This is a genomic window from Paenibacillus kyungheensis (assembly GCF_028606985.1).
Lineage (GTDB): Bacteria > Bacillota > Bacilli > Paenibacillales > Paenibacillaceae > Saccharibacillus > Saccharibacillus kyungheensis.
In genome coordinates this window covers 2,016,727-2,036,601 of the sequence record NZ_CP117416.1, presented here as the reverse complement: position 1 = coordinate 2,036,601, position 19,875 = coordinate 2,016,727, and the positions used below count along the sequence as shown (strand labels likewise).

Annotated in this window: 16 protein-coding genes; all 16 read right to left on the bottom strand. The window is 41.2% G+C overall.

Annotated features, from left to right (window positions below; genetic code table 11):
- Positions 1-62: 62 nt before the first annotated feature.
- The 16 genes from PQ456_RS09045 to rnpM all read right to left on the bottom strand — a co-directional run bounded on the left by PQ456_RS09045 (position 63) and on the right by rnpM (position 19,807).
- A complete protein-coding gene (locus PQ456_RS09045; RefSeq protein ID WP_273615816.1) occupies positions 63-2,864 on the bottom strand; it encodes an FtsK/SpoIIIE family DNA translocase in 2,802 nt (933 codons plus the stop codon).
- Positions 2,865-3,035: 171 nt separating this feature from the next.
- Positions 3,036-4,715: a ribonuclease J gene (locus tag PQ456_RS09040; protein ID WP_273615815.1), complete on the bottom strand. Its 1,680-nt coding sequence runs from the start codon at positions 4,713-4,715 to the stop codon at positions 3,036-3,038.
- Between the two features lie 491 nt (positions 4,716-5,206).
- On the bottom strand, positions 5,207-6,085 hold the full coding sequence (gene dapA, locus PQ456_RS09035) for a 4-hydroxy-tetrahydrodipicolinate synthase (protein ID WP_273615814.1): 879 nt from the start codon (positions 6,083-6,085) through the stop codon (positions 5,207-5,209).
- A 51-nt stretch (positions 6,086-6,136) separates the two neighbouring features.
- The gene (gene dapG / locus PQ456_RS09030; RefSeq protein WP_273615813.1) at positions 6,137-7,375 is read right to left on the bottom strand and encodes an aspartate kinase; all 1,239 of its coding nucleotides are present in this window, start codon (positions 7,373-7,375) and stop codon (positions 6,137-6,139) included.
- A gap of 18 nt (positions 7,376-7,393) precedes the next feature.
- Positions 7,394-8,440, bottom strand: a complete 1,047-nt coding sequence (locus tag PQ456_RS09025; protein ID WP_273615812.1) for an aspartate-semialdehyde dehydrogenase — start codon at positions 8,438-8,440, stop codon at positions 7,394-7,396.
- A gap of 204 nt (positions 8,441-8,644) precedes the next feature.
- The gene (dut, locus tag PQ456_RS09020; protein ID WP_373461953.1) at positions 8,645-9,100 is read right to left on the bottom strand and encodes a dUTP diphosphatase; all 456 of its coding nucleotides are present in this window, start codon (positions 9,098-9,100) and stop codon (positions 8,645-8,647) included.
- The gene (locus tag PQ456_RS09015) at positions 9,084-10,337 is read right to left on the bottom strand and encodes a M16 family metallopeptidase (RefSeq protein ID WP_273615810.1); all 1,254 of its coding nucleotides are present in this window, start codon (positions 10,335-10,337) and stop codon (positions 9,084-9,086) included. The genes dut and PQ456_RS09015 overlap by 17 nt, the downstream gene beginning before the upstream one ends.
- A 226-nt stretch (positions 10,338-10,563) precedes the next feature.
- Entirely contained in the window at positions 10,564-12,672 is a 2,109-nt protein-coding gene (gene pnp, locus PQ456_RS09010; RefSeq protein WP_273615809.1) for a polyribonucleotide nucleotidyltransferase, read from the bottom strand.
- A 225-nt stretch (positions 12,673-12,897) separates the two neighbouring features.
- Positions 12,898-13,167 carry a 30S ribosomal protein S15 gene (gene rpsO / locus PQ456_RS09005; RefSeq protein WP_273615808.1) on the bottom strand — a complete coding sequence of 90 codons (270 nt, stop codon included), beginning with the start codon at positions 13,165-13,167 and terminating at the stop codon, positions 12,898-12,900.
- 163 nt (positions 13,168-13,330) lie between these two features.
- Positions 13,331-14,281 (bottom strand): bifunctional riboflavin kinase/FAD synthetase, encoded by a 951-nt coding sequence (locus PQ456_RS09000; RefSeq protein ID WP_273615807.1) that lies wholly within the window; start codon positions 14,279-14,281, stop codon positions 13,331-13,333.
- A 33-nt stretch (positions 14,282-14,314) separates the two neighbouring features.
- Positions 14,315-15,256, bottom strand: coding sequence for a tRNA pseudouridine(55) synthase TruB (gene truB, locus PQ456_RS08995; protein ID WP_273615806.1), 942 nt, complete (start codon positions 15,254-15,256; stop codon positions 14,315-14,317).
- Positions 15,253-16,230, bottom strand: coding sequence for a DHH family phosphoesterase (locus PQ456_RS08990; RefSeq protein ID WP_273615805.1), 978 nt, complete (start codon positions 16,228-16,230; stop codon positions 15,253-15,255). Before PQ456_RS08990 ends, truB begins: the two co-directional genes overlap by 4 nt.
- Positions 16,231-16,287: 57 nt before the next feature.
- Positions 16,288-16,644 carry a 30S ribosome-binding factor RbfA gene (gene rbfA / locus PQ456_RS08985; RefSeq protein WP_273615804.1) on the bottom strand — a complete coding sequence of 119 codons (357 nt, stop codon included), beginning with the start codon at positions 16,642-16,644 and terminating at the stop codon, positions 16,288-16,290.
- A gap of 17 nt (positions 16,645-16,661) precedes the next feature.
- Positions 16,662-19,190, bottom strand: a complete 2,529-nt coding sequence (gene infB, locus PQ456_RS08980; protein ID WP_273615803.1) for a translation initiation factor IF-2 — start codon at positions 19,188-19,190, stop codon at positions 16,662-16,664.
- Positions 19,165-19,506 (bottom strand): L7Ae/L30e/S12e/Gadd45 family ribosomal protein, encoded by a 342-nt coding sequence (locus PQ456_RS08975; protein WP_204824537.1) that lies wholly within the window; start codon positions 19,504-19,506, stop codon positions 19,165-19,167. The genes infB and PQ456_RS08975 overlap by 26 nt, the downstream gene beginning before the upstream one ends.
- On the bottom strand, positions 19,499-19,807 hold the full coding sequence (rnpM, locus tag PQ456_RS08970; protein ID WP_273616283.1) for an RNase P modulator RnpM: 309 nt from the start codon (positions 19,805-19,807) through the stop codon (positions 19,499-19,501). Before rnpM ends, PQ456_RS08975 begins: the two co-directional genes overlap by 8 nt.
- Positions 19,808-19,875: the final 68 nt, after the last annotated feature.

Below are 19,875 nucleotides of genomic sequence, written 5' to 3'. Positions count from 1 at the left end.
ATACAGACAGCATCTACTTTAGACAGATAGATTGGATCTTCTACGGTCTATTTTAAAGCATATTATGAATTACTGGCTAACTTCTGCTGATATTGTTCAACAGTAATTAACACTTCACGAGGCTTACTACCTTCATAAGGCCCTACAATACCATGAGCTTCCAGTGAATCAATCAGACGTGCAGCACGAGTATATCCAACTCTCATTCGGCGTTGTAATAGCGATACAGAAGCTTGCTTCCCTTCTACTACAATCTGCACAGCTTGATCATATAATTCATCCAACTGTTCATCTATATTGTTAACTGTATCATCAATCTCTGGCACAAGGTCTTCTACATATTGTGCATCACCTTGACCACGACAATAAGATACAATCGCTTCAACTTCTTCGTCAGACATAAATGCTCCCTGTACACGAGTAGGCTTAGAAGAACCTACAGGCATAAATAGCATATCTCCGCGCCCTAACAATTTCTCGGCTCCGCCCATATCCAAAATAGTACGTGAATCAATTTGTGAAGATACACCAAAAGCAATACGAGAAGGAATATTCGCTTTGATCACGCCGGTAATAACATCAACTGAAGGACGCTGAGTAGCAATAATCAAATGAATCCCTGCTGCGCGTGCCATCTGTGCTAGACGTGCAATCGCATCTTCTACATCGCCCGCAGCTACCATCATTAAATCGGCTAACTCATCGACAATAACAACAATGTACGGTAAAACTGCTGCTGGATTATCTTTCATCAAGTTGTTATAACCTTCCATATTACGTGTACCTGATTTGGAAAATAACTCATATCGTTTTTCCATTTCGACAACGATCTTTTTGAGTGCTAATGATGCACGCTTAGGATCGGTTACTACAGGTGCTAACAAATGCGGAATACCGTTATAAATATTCAACTCTACCATTTTGGGATCGACCATTAAGAATTTTACTTCATCAGGCTTAGCTTTGTATAAAATACTCGTAATAATCCCGTTAATACATACCGATTTACCCGAACCTGTAGCTCCTGCTACGAGTAAATGGGGCATTTTGGCTAAGTTGCCTACAATCGTCTGCCCTGCGATATCCCGTCCAAAAGCAATCGACAATTTAGCTTCGGATTCTTTGAAAATAGATGTCTCCATTACTTCACGCATCGTGACCATAGCAACTTCATTGTTCGGTACTTCTATACCGACTGCCGCTTTGCCTGGAATCGGAGCTTCCATCCGTATATCCTTGGCAGCTAGTGCCAGTGCAATATCATCGGTTAAGCCTACGATACGACTTACTTTTACACCTACATCGGGTTGTAGCTCATAACGAGTTACCGCTGGTCCGCGAACAACTTCAACTACTTTCGCCCGTACTCCAAAACTTTCAAGTGTAGTCTCTAGCTTACGTGCAATCACCATATAATCATTCTGATCATTAGCAGTACTAATATTCTTCGGTTTGGCTAATAATGCAAACGAAGGCAATTTGTAAGGCTTAGGCTGTGGCACAGGAGGTGGTATAAGGGTTCCACCTTCTACTACAGAACCACTATTGGAATGTGGATGTCCTTCTACAGCTTGATTATTCTCAGACGACATAGATTCTTCATCTGTATGAGTGATATCTTCTTCAACTACCTGTAATGGTGTTCCATTGGTGTCATTTGAATCAGCGTGAAGAATAGCTGTTAAAGCTTCTGCTTCTATATCTGTTGTTGAAGCATCAGCGCCTATATTCTCACTAAGTGTGTCCTCTTCATTACGTTCTCCACGTTCATACTGCATCTGTGCAAAAAAATCACGAATAATAGGTGGTTTCTCATCTACCTGTCCTTCTGCATCTGCATTATCCCAGAGATCACTTTCAGGCGTAGTAGCTATCGCAGGTGAAGATAAGATATCTGCTTGTTGAGTAAGCCCTGCTTTTGAAGACACACGACTTTTGGATCTTGTTGGCATAGCAGTAACAACAGATGCTGGTGTAAGTTCTTCTTCTTCAAATTGAGCATCTATCACTGCATATGGATTTTCTTCATCTTGTTCTGATTGACGATTCCGTTTACGACTCCACGGAAATAGACCTGATGCAGAAAGTTTGGAATCTTGTTCCTCTTCTTCTAGTTCGTCTTCATATGCTTCCATCTCGGCGGCTTCCGCTGCTTGCAGTTCACGTTCTTCTTGACGTTCAGCTTTGGCAATCTGCATCAATTCCAGCTTTTCTTGAGCCCATGCCGATAATTGTTTTACATAACCACGTATACGCTGTACTAGATCAGCAACTGATAATTGAGTAATTAACATCAGACTGATAATCACCATAACTGTAGCGATTAATTTGGTTCCGATCACACCGAATAACATCATAAACAACCACATTTGCACAGCACCAATATAACCACCTGCCGCTTGTCTTGCTGGCAAAGAAGTTAATTGTTCAACCGGTACATATGTCAAAATACTGATTAATGTCGCCGCGCAAGTTAATAAGACCAAGCCTGATAATCTACCATTCCATCCTCGTGGCCATTTTCGCCGAAGCATAATAGCCAGCCCTATGTAAATACCAACCAAAGGCAACACAAAATAGACCTTGCCTAGTATAAAAGCAGTTATGTAATGCAAAAATTCGCCTACTGCCGCTTGTCTAGATAAAGCAATCACAGAAAATGTGATTAAAATAATACCATAGACTTCATATTTTAACGTTGCCCAAGCCGAAGCTTTCGCTTTGCTATTTCGCTTACGGGCAACCGGTTTGCGCTTTGTTGTCGTTGTTGTTTTCCGAGTCGCAGACGATGATTTGGACACCACTTTTTTTCGTGGTGAACTTTGTGCTGACTTGGACTTCTGGGTTGTTGTTGGCTTCGCCATTTGTCACCACCTCCGATGCACTATTATATCATATACCAAGCAAATGAAGTCTATTTGACTTCTAAAAAAAAACGCAAAACCCCCGTTCATCACATGGGACCGTCCAATATACCATGTGATGAACGGGGGCGACTGGTTGCCTCTTACCCGTTTATTCTATATTTCATGAACTCAGACTTCCATAATGATCGGAAGGATCATTGGTCTACGGCGCGTTTGCTCATATAAGAAACGACCAAGAGAGTCTTTAACACTTGTTTTCAATGATGCCCACTCGTTCACACGTTCGCTCATTAAGCGTTGCAATGTGCTTGTTACGATGCGGTTCGCTTCATCAAGTAATCCTTCAGATTCACGAACATATACGAATCCACGAGAGATAATGTCTGGTCCAGATACAATCTGTCCATCTTGTTTGCTCAGGGTAACGACAACAACAAGGATACCATCTTGTGACAATAGTTTACGATCACGAAGAACGATATTACCTACATCACCTACGCCTAATCCATCGATCAACACGTTACCAGAAGTGACTTTACCGGCTTTGCGTGCTACTCCACCTTGAATCTCAACTGTATCACCGATATCAATCATAAAGATATCTTCTGGAGCGATACCCACTGCTTCACCTAGTAAAGCATGTTTGCGTTGCATACGGTGTTCACCATGAATTGGGATAAAGAATTTCGGTTTCATCAAGTTAAGCATTAATTTAAGCTCTTCTTGTGATCCGTGTCCAGATACATGGACGCCTGAGTTAGAACCACTATATATAACGTTTGCACCTAAGCGGAACAATTCATCAATCGTACGTCCAATATATTTTTCATTACCCGGTACAGGTGTAGCTGCAATAATAACAGTATCTCCCGGTAAAATATCGACTTTGCGGTGTGTCGAACGGGCCATACGTGTAAGTGCTGACATCGGTTCGCCTTGGCTTCCTGTAGACAGGATAACGACGCGATCTGCTGCCATTTTGTTTACTTCTTCCGGCTCAATAATCATGCCATCTGGAATATCAAGATATCCAAGATCAGAAGCAATACCTACTACATTTACCATACTTCTACCGATTACAGTGATCTTACGACCTGTTGCAGCAGCAGCGTTAACTACTTGCTGAATACGGTGAACGTTAGATGCAAATGTAGCTACAACTACACGTTGTGTTGCTTTGCGGAAAATATCTTCCAACACAATACCTACATTGCGTTCTGAAGGCGTAAAGCCTGGTTTTTCTGCATTTGTACTATCAGATAGTAGTGCAAGAACACCTTTACTACCAATTTCAGCCATACGTTGCAAGTTAGCGAACTCACCATTTACAGGCGTATGATCAAATTTAAAGTCACCTGTGTGTACAACGTTACCTTCTGGAGTAGCTACACATACACCTACAGAATCAGGAATACTGTGGTTCGTACGGAAGAATGTAGCAGTGAGGGTGTTACCTAATTTAAGTTCGGAATCTTCGTTGATAAGGATACGTTTCGTTTCGCCAAGCAAATTAGCTTCTTTCAGCTTGTTCTCCACTAATCCAATCGTTAATTTGGTACCGTATACAGGTACATTTAAATGTTTCAATACGTATGGTAGACCACCAATATGATCTTCATGACCATGCGTTAAAATGATAGCGCGCACTTTGTCACGATTTTCAGTAAGGTAAGAAATATCAGGGATAACGATATCGATCCCTAGCATATCCTCCTCTGGGAATTTAAGACCTGAATCAATCACGACAATGTCATTACCATATTGAATGACGTACATATTTTTACCAATTTCACCGACGCCGCCCAAAGCAAAGATCGTCAGTTTTTCGTTATTCGTTTTTTTCGACAATGTTATCTAGACCTCCTATAAGTATTGGACGTTATTACTAAATATTTTTAAACAAAATTTAATGTGTACATACAATTAATTACAAAACCTTCAATAAAGGTGGGTTCCCTTTTCAAAACGGATATCTATCAAACCGTTTCGATTCCGCAAGGAATCAGCACCCGAAAGCTTTATCGGTTCGTTGACCGTCTGCTGAGTTACACGAATACTTTGCCTGACAAAGAATTCATTCAGCAAACCTCTATTTCTTTATACCGCACCCAGTCACTTGAGATTATTATACATGATTAAAAAACAAAAACACAAGTCATGTTTACTTGAGTCTACTAAAGCCTTTATAATCTGCACGATTTCATACAAATTTTATGTAACGATTCGCTATATTTTGCTGACTACTTACTATGTATTTATAAGAAATAGTTCTATGTTCATAAAAAAAGCTGCTCCAAAGTGAGAGCAGCTTGTCTATTTATTCTATACTCATGATTTACTTATACAAACAATTGATCAATAAATTGTTGTTCTTGCTCTGTAGGCGGCAATAATGGCAATCTTACGTTACCATTACCAAAACCGCGTTTGGATAATTCATATTTAACCGCAGATGGATTAGGAAGCGGCTCAGGGCTCTCAAATAGCCCTTTGAAAATAGGGAACAGCTTTTGGTTAAGCTTCGCTGCTTCTACAGGACGACCGGCAAGATATGCTTCGATCATATCGGTCATTTCTGTTCCTACCACATGACTAGCTACACTAATAATACCATGAGCACCTACTGCAAGTGCTGGCAATCCTGAAGAGTCATCACCTGAATAGACGAGAAATCCTTCTGGTGCATGAGCCACAATCTGTGTCACTTGTTCAAGTGATGCACATTCTTTGGTTCCTACAATATTAGGGATCTCTGCTAACTTGAGTGTCGTGGCTACAGACATACTGGTGATCGTACGTCCAGGTACATTATACATAATAACAGGCAAGTCTGTTGCTTCTGCAATCACTTTAAAATGTGTATATATTCCAGCCTGATTAGGTTTATTGTAATAAGGAACAACAATTAGTACACCATCTATGCCTAATTTGGATGCTTCACGCGTCAAATGAATCGAATGACGTGTCTCGTTGCTTCCTGTACCAGCAATAATTTTACATCGTCCTGCTGCATGTTTAACTGCAAATTCAAACATTTGTAATTTTTCTTCATCGCTTAGTGTAGGCGATTCACCAGTTGTACCGCATACGACCAACGATTCTGATTTTTGCTCATCAATTAAATAATCGATTAATCTTGCTGTAGCATCCCAATCAATCTCATCTTGTTCATTAAAAGGGGTAATCATCGCTGTCATTAATCTTCCAAAGTCTACCACTCTATTTCCTCCTTCAAATACGGAGCTATCCGATGACCTGTATTCAGCACATTATAGATGCAATTGGAATTGAGAATGCAGAGCACGTACCGCTTGCACCATATCTTCTTTTTTCACAAGCACCCATATCGTTGTATTCGAATCAGCAGATTGCAATATAGGAATGTTTTGCCCTGTCAGTGCAGCTACGATACGAGCCATAATTCCAGGCACTCCATTAATTCCGCCACCGATCACAGAAACTTTAGCGCAACCTGATAATCCTGTTGGTTGCAGACCCATTCCTTCCAATACTGCAAGCGCACGTTCTGCTTCGCTATCAAATACGGTATACACCGCTCCAAATGGCGTTACATTGATAAAATCGACACTGATACTATTTTCAGCCATCGCTTGGAACACTTTCAATTGAAGATGTTCTACCCCTTCTTGTTGGCCTACCGTAATCTGTGTAACGTTATTCACATAAGCGATACCTGTTACCAGACGATCGACGACACCTGTAGGTGTATCTGCAAAACGCTCCGATTGAGTGACAAGGGTTCCTTCGGTATCTCCAAAGGTAGAACGAACACGTACAGGTACTTGAGCTTGCATCGCAATTTCTACTGCACGCGGATGAATCACTTTTGCACCTTGATGTGCCATATTACAGATCTCATTATAGCTTACATAGGCAAGTGGCTTAGCATCTTCTACAATACGCGGATCAGCTGTTAAGATACCATTTACATCGGTATAAATATCAACCATATCGGCATGTAGTGCTGCTCCAAGCGCTGTAGCTGAAGTATCACTTCCGCCGCGTCCAAGTGTTGTTAGATCACCTGCTTCGCTTTGCCCTTGAAAACCGGTAACGATCACTACTTTGCCACTCTCTAATTCGCGTATCACGCGATCTGGACGGACAGCAAGAATACGGGCATTACCAAAATTATCATCTGTAATAAATCCAGCCTGTGCTCCTGTTAAAACGATCGAAGCAATTCCTTCGCTATTCAAAATACCACTTAACGTCACTGCCGAAATCATTTCTCCGCAGCCCATTAACAAATCACGTTCACGTGGAGAAGGAATACTGCCATTCAGTACAGTGCTCTCAAGTAATGTATCTGTAGCATAAGGATCTCCGCTACGTCCCATGGCTGAAACAACGATAACGAGCTTGACTTGCTCGGCAAGCTCGCGTTTGATATGACGAAGTACATGAACTCTCGCTTCAGGTGTAGATAGCGAAGTTCCTCCAAATTTTTGCACTAAAATATTTTGCTTTTCTACCACAGTAGACATAATAACTATGCGCCTCCGTTAGCTAATTGCTGGTGTTTTTGCTGCAATAATCTCGGCAATTTGCACGGCGTTCCAAGCTGCACCTTTAAGCAAGTTGTCAGATACAATCCACATATTCAAGCCACGTTCATGACCTAGATCACGACGTAAACGTCCTACAAATACATCATTTTTGCCAGCTGCGTCTGTAGCTAGCGGGTAAGCTTGATTAGCCGGATCGTCTACTAAAGTGATACCTGGCGCATTTTGCAATAAAGCTTTCACTTCATCTAGATCATAATCCTGTTTTAATTCGACATAGACAGATTCAGAGTGACCATAGACAACAGGAATACGTACACATGTTGTTGTAACATGGATCGACTCATCTTCCATAATTTTTTTGGTCTCATTGACCATTTTCATTTCTTCTAGTGTATATCCGTTGTCCTGAAATTTATCGATTTGCGGGATCGCATTGAAAGCGATTTGGTGTTTGACCGGTAATGAGCCTACTGGCAAAATATCCGGATTTACTTCTTCGCCTTCAAGCACCGATTTGCTTTGACGTTTTAACTCATCAATCGCCTGATTCCCTGCTCCAGATACCGCTTGATACGTAGAAGCAATAATACGATCAATACCATAACGATCATAAAGAGGTTTCAGAGCTGCAACCATCTGGATCGTAGAGCAGTTCGGGTTCGCAATAATACCGTTATGATCTGCTATACGGTCGCTATTGACCTCAGGAACGACAAGAGGGGTATTAGGGTCCATACGGAATGCATTTGTATTATCGATGCATACAGCGCCATGTCTGACGGCGTGAGGAGCGAGTGCCTTACTGATATCTCCTCCTGCGCTAAATAAAGCGATATGTACACCTTCAAAACTATCCGGTGTCGCTTCCTCTACTGTAACTTCCTGCCCTTTAAAGATTACCTTTTTCCCAGCGGAACGTGCAGAAGATAATAACTTCAATGTGTTCACCGGAAAATCTCGTTCTTCAAGCAATCTTACGATTTGTTGACCCACTGCTCCTGTCGCTCCTACGACAGCCACATTAAACGATTGATTAGACATCTGGCATATCTCTCCCCTTCGATTTCAAAAAGTCCATTTACATCTGAATGTAAACGTAAACGGCAGTCGCAAAGACTACCGTCAACTTTTAGCCAGTTTGCACTGGATTATAATTTCAGTGTTCTGCAATAATTGTAGAAATAATATCATTCCCTGTTATATCTTTCAACTGTTTTCGCAAAAACATTTTAATCATGTAAAGCTTTACTTCGTTCCTGTATGTCCAAAACCACCAGCACCACGTACCGTTTCTGATAATTGTTGTACTTCAATCAGATCTACCTCAGGGACAATCTGGAATACCATTTGCGCAATTCGTTCACCACGAGCGATAGCAAACGGTTCTTCACCTAGATTGATCAATAACACTTTAATTTCTCCGCGATAATCCGCATCAATCGTACCCGGTGTATTTAGACAAGTGATTCCATGCTTATACGCAAGTCCACTGCGCGGACGAATCTGTGCTTCTAGTCCAGCAGGCATTGCTAATGCTAATCCTGTAGGTACTAATGCTCTTTTGCCTGGTTCTAACACCATGGGCTCAGTCACCGCAGCATACAGATCGAATCCAGAAGCAAGTTCAGACATTTTACGAGGTAATTCTAATCCTTCACTTCCGGGTAAAGCCATAATTTCAACATTAATAGACAAGTTCATCTCTCCTAACATGAGCAAGACTTCGTTCAGAATGACCTACCATTGCAAGCGCATAAGGCTCTGCAAACATATCATCAATCACTGAGCGAATATCTTCCATCGTCACTTCTTCAATATATTGCAATGTCTGATCGACCGTATTGTGTTTTCCAAGCATGATTTCGTTTTTACCCAAACGATTCATAATACTGCTTGTACTTTCCAGACTTAGCACCAGATTGCCTTTCAATTGTTGCTTGCCTTGATATAACTCTTGTTCAGTAATGCCATTGACTTTGACATCATGTAAAAGTGCATGTGTCAATTCAAAAACATCTTTGGTCTGCTTCGGTGCTGTTCCTGCGTAGATCGTAAACAGTCCGCTATCTGCATGAGCCGTATAATAAGAATAGACAGAATACGCCAATCCTCTTTTTTCACGAATCTCCTGGAAAAGACGGGAACTCATTCCACCACCCAGTGTATTATTCAGAAGAACCATAGCATAATATCGTGGATCATCTATTTTACCACCCGGGAAGTTCATACAGATATGATTTTGTTCTGTTTTTTTCTTATGAAAAATCTGTCCACCTGCAAAAGAAGGTATACTTAACTCTTGCTTGGTTCCATGATTATCAAAATCACCAAAATGTTTCTCCAGCAAAGGAATAACACTGTCGTCTATATTCCCAGCCACACTGATGACTGTATTTTCTATCGTATAATGTTCTTTCATGTATGCTCTAAGCTCGTCACTACCCATAGGATGAAGTCGCTCTTCGGTTCCCAAAATAGGATAAGCTAGTGGATGATCGCCATACGAAGACATCGTGACTAGATCGTGTACCAGATCATCTGGATCATCTTCATACATCGAGATTTCTTCCAAAATGACATTCTTTTCTTTTTTCAATTCTTCTGGATCCAGCAAAGAGTGGAAAAACATATCTGATAAAATATCAACTGCTATCGATAAATGCTCATCTAACACTTTTGCATAAAAACATGTATATTCTTTGGCGGTAAAAGCATTCACATCGCCACCGATACCATCAAATACTTCAGCTATCTTTTGCGCATCAAAGCGCTTTGTTCCTTTAAATAACATATGCTCGATAAAATGTGAAATTCCATTGGTCACTAAATCTTCGTAACGTGAACCTGTTTTGATCCAGATTCCAATTGTGACAGAACGGAAGGTCGGCATTTTTTCCATAACTATTCGTAGACCATTGTGTAGTTGAACTCGTTCCATGCGAGGGCCTCCCATTCGATAAATGCATACCTATCCTACCAGACTTTTAAAAACGGCTCAAGGCTTCGCTTTCTTCACCTTGTCTAATCAGTCCATGTACTTCTCGCTATTTTTTCACAATAACGAAAATAAAATGCTACAAAAAAAGAGTCAGAATAAAATCTTCTGGCTCTTTGAATTGTTTTACTTTATTTAATCATTGCTACGTAAATAGCCATAGATGATCTTACGATTGTGTTTTCGCTGTTCCTTCAGCAACAAGTACAGCTTTGCGAGAAAGATTTACGCGACCTTGATTATCAATTTCTGTAACTTTAACAGTAATCGAATCACCGATAGCGATCACATCTTCTACGTTAGCTACACGCTCTGTAGATAGTTGAGAAATGTGTACCAGTCCATCTTTACCTGGAATAATTTCTACAAATGCGCCAAACTTCTCAATACGTTTTACTTTACCTAGATACGTTTCGCCAACTTTCACTTCACGTACCAAGTTTTCGATCATCGTTTGAGCTTGTTTGATCATTGCTTCATCTGAAGAACCGATAAACACACGACCATCTTGCTCGATATCAATTTTTACGCCAGTTTCATCAATAATTTTGTTGATGATTTTACCACCCGGTCCGATAACATCACGGATTTTGTCTGGATTGATATTGATAATCATGATTTTCGGAGCATAAGCAGAAAGGCTTGTTCTTGGCGTTTGAATGATTTCCATCATTTTGCTAAGAATAAATAAACGTCCTTCACGTGCTTGGGATAATGCATCAGATAAAATTTGACGACTGATTCCGTCAATTTTGATATCCATTTGAATTGCAGTTACACCTTCAGCAGTACCTGCTACTTTAAAGTCCATATCTCCCAAATGATCTTCCATACCTTGAATATCACTTAGAATGGATACGTGCTCTTGATCTTTGATTAGACCCATTGCAATCCCTGCTACAGGTGCTTTTATAGGTACACCAGCATCCATCATCGCAAGTGTACTTGCACAAATACTTGCTTGTGATGTAGAACCGTTAGATTCCAATACTTCAGATACAAGACGAATTGTATAAGGGAATTCTTTTTCAGAAGGAATAACTTTCATTAGTGCACGTTCGCCTAGAGCACCGTGACCGATTTCACGACGACCTGGTGGACGAAGTGGACGAGCTTCCCCTACGCTAAATGGAGGGAAATTATAATGATGCATAAAGCGTTTAGAAGATTCTGGCGCGATACCATCCAAAATTTGTCCGTCTCCAAGAGCACCCAATGTACAAATACTCAACGCTTGAGTTTGTCCACGAGTAAACAATCCTGAACCGTGTGTTCTTGGTAACAAGTCTACATCACATTCGATTGCGCGAATTTCAGCCAGGCTACGACCATCTGGACGTACTTTTTCGTGAGTGATTAGACGACGTACTTCTTCTTTCACGATATCATGTAAAATTTCTTTTACGTCTTTCATGAGGTCAGGAGTCTCTATGTACTTCTCCTCAAAAAAGGCAACAGCTTCATCGTTAATCTCATCAATAGCATCTTGACGAGCTTGTTTTTCAGCTACACGTACAGCATCAACCAAACGAGCTTGAGCATATTCACGAACTGCTGTATTTACATCGCTATCCACCGTATGAAGTTTAACTTCCATTTTCGGTTTGCCTGCTTTGCTTACTAGCTCTTCGATAGCTGCTACGATATGTTGAATTTCATCATGACCGAACATGATTGCTTCTAGCATAACGTCTTCTGGCATTTCGTTAGCTTCTGCTTCAACCATCATGATCGCTTCTCTTGTTCCTGCAACCACAAGATAAAGGTCACTCACTTCTTGTTGTGCAACTGTTGGGTTCACAATAAATTGTCCATCGATGCGTCCAACTGCTACGCTACCTACAGGACCGTTAAAAGGAACATCTGAAATACTTAATGCTGCTGAAGTACCGATCATTGCCGCAATTTGAGGCTCGCAATCTTGCTCTACACTCATTACAAGGTTAGCAATTTGAACATCATTACGGAAACCTTCAGGGAATAACGGACGAATAGGACGGTCTGTCAAACGGCTTGCCAAGATTGCTTTCTCACTTGGACGACCTTCACGTTTGATAAATCCGCCTGGAATTTTACCTACTGCATATAATTTTTCTTCGTAGTTTACGGTAAGTGGGAAAAAGTCTAAGTCTTTAGGACCTGATGATGCCGTTACTGTACATAGTACTGCTGTATCACCGTAACGTACCATAACTGCTGCATTCGCTTGTTTTGCTAAACGACCTGTTTCAAATGTCAGCGTTCTTCCTCCGAGCTGCATTTCAACTCGCTGTTCCATGAAATTCCTCCTTTTTTAAGTCCATTATTTGTATTCTATAAAAAGGTGATGATTCCCTGCTTCAAGGAAATCTCACCGCTAGACTCTAAATCACTATTATCATTTCAATATTTATAAGAATAGTCAAATTACCTCTACTTACAAAAAGCAACCCGGCCGTCACCGTCGGCTCCGAAAAGACCATACGGCTGAACAACCAGGCTGCTTTGGACATACTGTTTAATTTTAGCGACGAAGACCTAATTTTTCGATCAATGCACTATAACGTTTAACGTCAGTCTTTTTGATGTAAGCCAAAAGCTTACGACGTTGACCAACCATTTTCAACAATCCGCGACGGGAATGATGATCCTTCTTGTGAGCGCGAAAATGCGTTTGCAGGTTCACGATGTTCTCAGTAAGGATAGCGACTTGCACCTCAACAGATCCTGTATCGGATTCGTGAGTTCTGTGCTCTTCGATCAATTGGTGCTTGCGTTCTTGTGTTAATGCCATCCTATTCACCTCCTAATAGTGTAATTCATGATAACCGTTAGCCTCGTTACCGACGGTGAGATCGTATAACCAAGCCAAGGTTTTGAAGACTGTCATTTATTAGAATGACAACGTTGATTAGTATAGCATAAGTCGATATTAAATATCAACGGTATTCTTATGATTAATCTTCAAGGTTAGATAATAAGAAACGTGCACGATCTGCATCTTTGCGAATTTGAGTGACTAATTCTTCAATCCCGCTAAATTTTTGCTCAGGACGAATATAATCGATCAATTCTACCGCTAGTTGCTGACCATACAGATCACCTTGAAAATCAAGAATATGCGCTTCAAAGCTAGGTCTGGTCTCTCCTGTCTGGAAAGTAGGTTTGTACCCGATATTCATTACGCCTGCACGCCATGCTCCTTCAGCAAGAACACGCACAGCATATACACCGGAAGAAGGTACAACATAATTTCCATCCAGTTCTAGATTAGCTGTAGGGAAACCAATCGTCCGTCCACGCTTGTCGCCATCGATGACTTTTCCGCGAATTTGATAAGGACGACCCAATAGCTTATACGCATGAGCAACATTGCCTTCACGCAATGCACTACGAATAGCTGAACTGCTTACTTTGTCTCCCTCTAACAAAAAGGCAGGAACTGTTTCTACAGATAATACATTTTCGCCAAATGTACGGAGTAGATCTGGATTCCCTTCCCCTTTATAACCAAAGTGGAAATCAAAGCCTACTACTACCGTATGCACTTGTAACGGACATAGCATTTGCTCATAAAATTGCAGCGGCGTTACCTGTGAAAAAGCATGATTGAATTCAGCAATATATAACGTATCGACACCCATTGCACGCAACAATTCTTCTTTCATTGCTAGCGGTGTAAGATAGCCTTCATAATCGCCTTTTCCCATAACTTCTTTAGGATGAGGATTGAAAGTCATCACTGAAGCAGGAACACCCAGTCGTCTAGCTAGACGAATCCCATGATCAATCACACTTGCATGTCCAAGATGCAATCCATCAAACTGTCCAATCACAAGTACTTGTGGTTTGGAAGCATGTTTCACTACATCTTCAGGCCATGGATAAGATAAATGTACTGTATTCATTACGATATCACCTGCAATTCCACAATGGATTCGTTACGGTAAAAATACTTTAACAGGTACAATTTCTTGTGCGGATTGTTCCAGACGAAAAATACCGATAAAAATTCCATCTGGTGCATACAATTTAAATACAGGCGAATCTGTTGTCTCATCAGTAGATAGAAGTTGAGATTCGTCATGTGGCTTAATAGCATCAATACTGATACGTTTGCCCTGTAATGTATGCTTATATACCGAAGCATCTACTGTGTAAGAAGGTAGATTAGACATAGCTTGATCTGGCTGGATCAAATGTTGTTCTAATACGCCTTGTTCTACAGCTTCTGCAATTTGTTCAAAAGTTACACACTGATCGAGTGAAATACCAGCCGATTGTGTACGGATCAATTCAACCATCACCGAAGATACGTGTAAAGCACGTCCAATATCTACACAAAGCGTACGAATATAAGTTCCTTTGGAACATAATGCTCGAAAAGAAACTTCAGGATGATCTCCTGCTTTGAAATCGATAATTTCTAATTCATAGATCGTTACTTCTCTTGCTTTGCGTTCAATCGTTTTGCCTTCTCGTGCTAATTCGTATAGACGTTTACCGTCTACTTTGATAGCAGAGTACATAGGTGGTACTTGAGAGATCGTTCCAATCATTTGTCCGAGTACATGACGTACTTGCTCTTCCGAAACGTCTACAGAGTCAATCTGTTCCGTAATCGTACCGGTCATATCTTCGGTATCTGTAGCTATTCCTAATCGAAGTGTAGCTACATATTCTTTGGGCATTTCTTGCAAATATTCAACAATTCGCGTAGATCGCCCCAGACATAATGGTAATACACCTGTTACTGCTGGATCAAGTGTACCGGTATGCCCTATTCTTTTCATGCTTACAAGACGCCGAACTTTGGCAACTACATCGTGAGACGTAAAGCCCGCCGGTTTATGTACCGCAAGCACTCCATCAAATTCATTCATAATGACTCCTTCACCTGCTGGATCACCTGTGCTGTAACTTCTTCCAGAGTACCCTCCAAACGGCAACCTGCAGCTTTGATATGGCCTCCACCGCCAAAATGTTGAGCAACGGCTGCCACATTCACTTTACCTGCAGAACGGAGACTTGCTTTGACAGCATGATCATCAATCACTTTGAAAAAGATACCAACTTCGACGCCTTGAATATTGCGAGGATAGTTAACAATACCTTCTAAGTCTTCATTATCGGCTCCAGCTATAATCATATGTTCAGGTGTAACATGGACATGAGCAATTTTGCCATCTTCACTTAATTGTAATGTCGATAATGCCATCCCTAATACTTTTACTTGTGGTAAAGTCACTTCTTCTAACAACGTTTCTGCTAAATAAGGTCCATTTACACCAAGATCAAGTAATCGTGAAGCAATCTCCATCACTTTAGGAGAAGTACTAGAATAACGGAATCCACCTGTATCTGTTAACAGACCAGTATAAATAGCTTCTGCTACTTCTGTCGTCCATTTCACATCAAAACATTCAATCCAGTCATATAAAATTTCAGCAGTTGCGGCTGCATCTGCTTTGATCAGATTTACTTCGCCATAATTATCATTGGTTGGGTGATGATCTATATTTAAAATAGAAGCTGTATCGCTCATCCAATGGCTAACTAAACCGACACGTTTGAAATCTGCACAATCTACACAAATAACATGTTGATATTGACGTTCACTACCATCTGCTTGTTGATCAATAATCTGATCAGACAAAGTTAAATAGTGCATTCTTTTGGGAATCGGTCCTTCATTCACTAGTGTGAATTTTTTGCCTAGACAAGACAGAAGCCAGCCCACTACTACAGTGGAACTGACTGCGTCTCCGTCCGGCTGAACATGCGAAACCACTAGAAAATCATCGTGCTCCTCAATAAATGCTTTCGCATTCAGAAGCCCCTGTTCATAGGTCTGCATCGCCGTCTCCTTTAAAGATCAAGCTATATGGCTTGATCCTTGTAAAAGTGTTTATCCTTATTCGTTCGTTTCGTCTTTTTTGATCTCACCCAAAAGTTCTTCGATACGACTGCCATAAGCAATCGACTCGTCGATTTTGAAAATCAACTCAGGAGTGTGACGCAAACGGATACGTTTGCCCAATTCAGAACGAAGGAATCCTGTTGCTTTTTCGATACCTTTTAAAGAATTTGCTTTTTGCTCTTCATCACCCATCACACTAAGGTATACCTCAGCTTGTGATAGATCATTAGTGACATCTACACCTGTTACCGTTACAAAACCGATACGCGGGTCTTTCATTTCACTTTGAATAAGCAAGCTTAATTCTTTTTTGATTTGTTCTCCGACTCTACCTGTTCGGATTTTAGCCATGTTTTTTCACCTCGCACTTAGCGCTCTACGGTTTCCATTATGAATGCTTCGATAATGTCGCCTTCTTTGAGGTCATTGTAGCCATCTAATGTAATACCACATTCATACCCTTGAGCCACTTCTTTAGCATCGTCTTTGAAACGTTTAAGTGAATCAAGTTTACCTTCAAAGATAACAATACCATCGCGGATCAGACGGCTTTCAGCAGCGCGAACCATTTTACCGGAAGTAACCATACATCCTGCAATCGCTCCAACTTTACTGATTTTGAATACGCTACGTACTTCAGCGTGACCAACAACAACTTCTTTATATTCTGGATCCAGCATGCCTTTCATAGCTTGCTCGATTTCTTCAATAGCATTATAGATAACACGATGTAGACGGATATCTACTTTTTCTTGTTCTGCTGTTTGTGTTGCTTGGCTATCCGGACGAACGTTAAAACCAATAACGATCGCATTAGAAGCAGCAGCAAGGATAATATCAGAATCGTTAATCGCACCTACACCACGGTGGATAATTTTGACGCGAACGCCTTCGACTTCGATTTTTTCCAACGAACCTTTAAGAGCTTCAACCGAACCTTGAACGTCACCTTTGATAATAACGTTAAGATCTTTGATTTCGCCATCTTTGATATGTTGGAAAAGATCATCCAATGTTACGCGAGTGTTCGCACCCAATTCAGACTGGCGATGTGTAATCGCACGTTTGTCAGCGATTGAACGAGCTTTACGCTCATCTTCAAACACCATGAACGGATCTCCAGCTAAAGGAACTTCAGTCAGACCTGTAATTTCTACTGGTGTAGAAGGACCTGCTTCTTTGAGGCGACGACCTTTATCACTTACCATTGCACGAATACGTCCGAAGCAGTTACCTGCTACAAAAGCATCTCCAACTTTAAGCGTACCGTTTTGAACAAGGACACGAACTACTGGACCGCGACCTTTATCTAGTTCAGCTTCAATAACTGCACCACGAGCACGTTTGTCAGGGTTTGCTTTGTAATCATTGACTTCAGCAACCAACAAGATCATTTCAAGCAAGTCTTCGATACCATTACGTTGTTTTGCAGATACATTCACGAAGATTGTATCTCCACCCCACTCTTCCGGTACCAATTCATACTCTGTTAATTCTTGTTTTACTTTATCAGGGTTAGCGCCTGGTTTATCGATTTTGTTTACAGCAACAATAATAGGAAGACCCGCTGCTTTCGCATGGTTAATCGCTTCTACTGTCTGTGGCATAACGCCATCATCTGCTGCAACTACGATAATTGTAATATCTGTTACTTGTGCACCACGAGCACGCATAGCTGTAAATGCTTCGTGACCCGGTGTATCCAAGAAAGTGATTTTCTTTTTGTTGATTTCAACTTGATATGCACCGATATGCTGAGTGATACCACCAGCTTCGCCACCTGTTACATTCGTAGAACGAATCGCATCAAGCAATGTTGTTTTACCATGATCGACGTGACCCATAATAGTTACAACTGGAGGACGTGTGCTCAAATCAGCTTCATCATCGACTTCTTCAACCGTTTCAAAACGATCATCTTCAACCGCGATTTTGATTTCGACTTCTACCCCATAGTCACTAGCAAGCAACTGGATCGTATCTAAATCAAGCTCTTGGTTAATCGTAGCCATTACGCCACTTGTGATCAACTTTTTGATAACTTCTGAAGCATCTTTATGAAGCAATTTAGCTGTTTCACCAACAGTCATTTCACCGCGAACGATGATTTTCTTAGGTGTATTATCAATTTTCTCACGAGGAGGTTGGTTGCTATATTGATTTTTGCCGCGACCTTTACCACCACGACCGTTATTGTTACGGTTACCGTTGTTGCTTCCATAACGGTTACCACCGCCGCCACCGGAGCGATTGCCTCCGCCTTGACCGCCACCAGTACTGTTGTTGCGTTTAGGACCGGCATTACCATTTCCAGCACCGCCACTAGCATTACGGTTACCATTGCTGCTAGTACTGCTGTTACCACCTGTAGAACCAGCACTTCTTACTTGACCAGAAGGTTGACGGTTTTGAGAGCTGGATTGAGATGGTGGACGAGAAGCGCTGCTTGGTTGACGGCTGCTTGGTCCTGATGTTGAAGATGTTCTAGCACTACTGTTATTGCTTCCCGTACTTGGACGGTTACTTGATTGACTAGACGACGAGTTACTACGGTTACTGTTAGAGGAACCGTTTTGGGGTTTGTTATTCCCACTATTTGAGTTGTTCTGCGTTTTCGTATCCATACCTACCTGCTTTTCCTGTTGAATTTTTGGACGAGTACTATCCGCACTCGTGTTTTTGGTTGTTGCATTGACATGCTTATCCTCAGCATTGGATTTGATATCTTTAAAAAACTTTTCCACTTTGGATACAGCATCATTTTCCATAACACTCATATGATTATTGACCGGTACATCCAGTCTTTTTAAGATCGTAATGATTTCCTTACTACTCATATTGAGAGATTTCGCATATTCATAAACTCTCAGTTTATCCTTCTGCTCCTGTGTGCTCAATATATTCCACCTCCGAGGAATTCCCCATTCGTTTGCGGAATAACTCTGCGAAACCCTTGTCGGTTAGAGCCAACACGACTCGCCCATCTTTACCTATGCTTGAGCCGAGCTGATCACGATCATACCCAATAAGAAGCGGAATAGTGTAACTTCCGCATTTATCACGGAATTTTTTTTGTGTATTATCTGAAGCATCTCCAGCTAATACGACAAGGGTGGCTTCGCGAGAACGAATAGCTTTGAGAACCAATTCGTCTCCCGATAACACTTTGCCGGCTCGCATCGCAAGCCCGAGTAGGGATAGTTCGTTATTCATTAGCGCCTCTTTCCTGTACTGTACAAAAATCGTTTTCTACGTTGCTAAATTCGTTGGCAAGTTGCTCATATATTTCCGCACTAACAGGCGCTTTGAGTGCACGATCAAACGCACGACTCTTTTGTGCCAAACGAAAACAGGCCATGTTGCCACAAATATACGCACCACGTCCCGATTTTTTACCGGTCAAATCCATTTCTACCTGATCGTCTGGCGTACGTACAATACGCACTAGACTTTTTTTCGGCATCATCTGCTGGCAAGCTACACATTTGCGCAGCGGCACTTTTTTGGTTTTTATCATCATCTCATGTCCCCCTTCGAACTCCCCATATTGTTATCATAACATCAACATCCAAAGCGGCACCT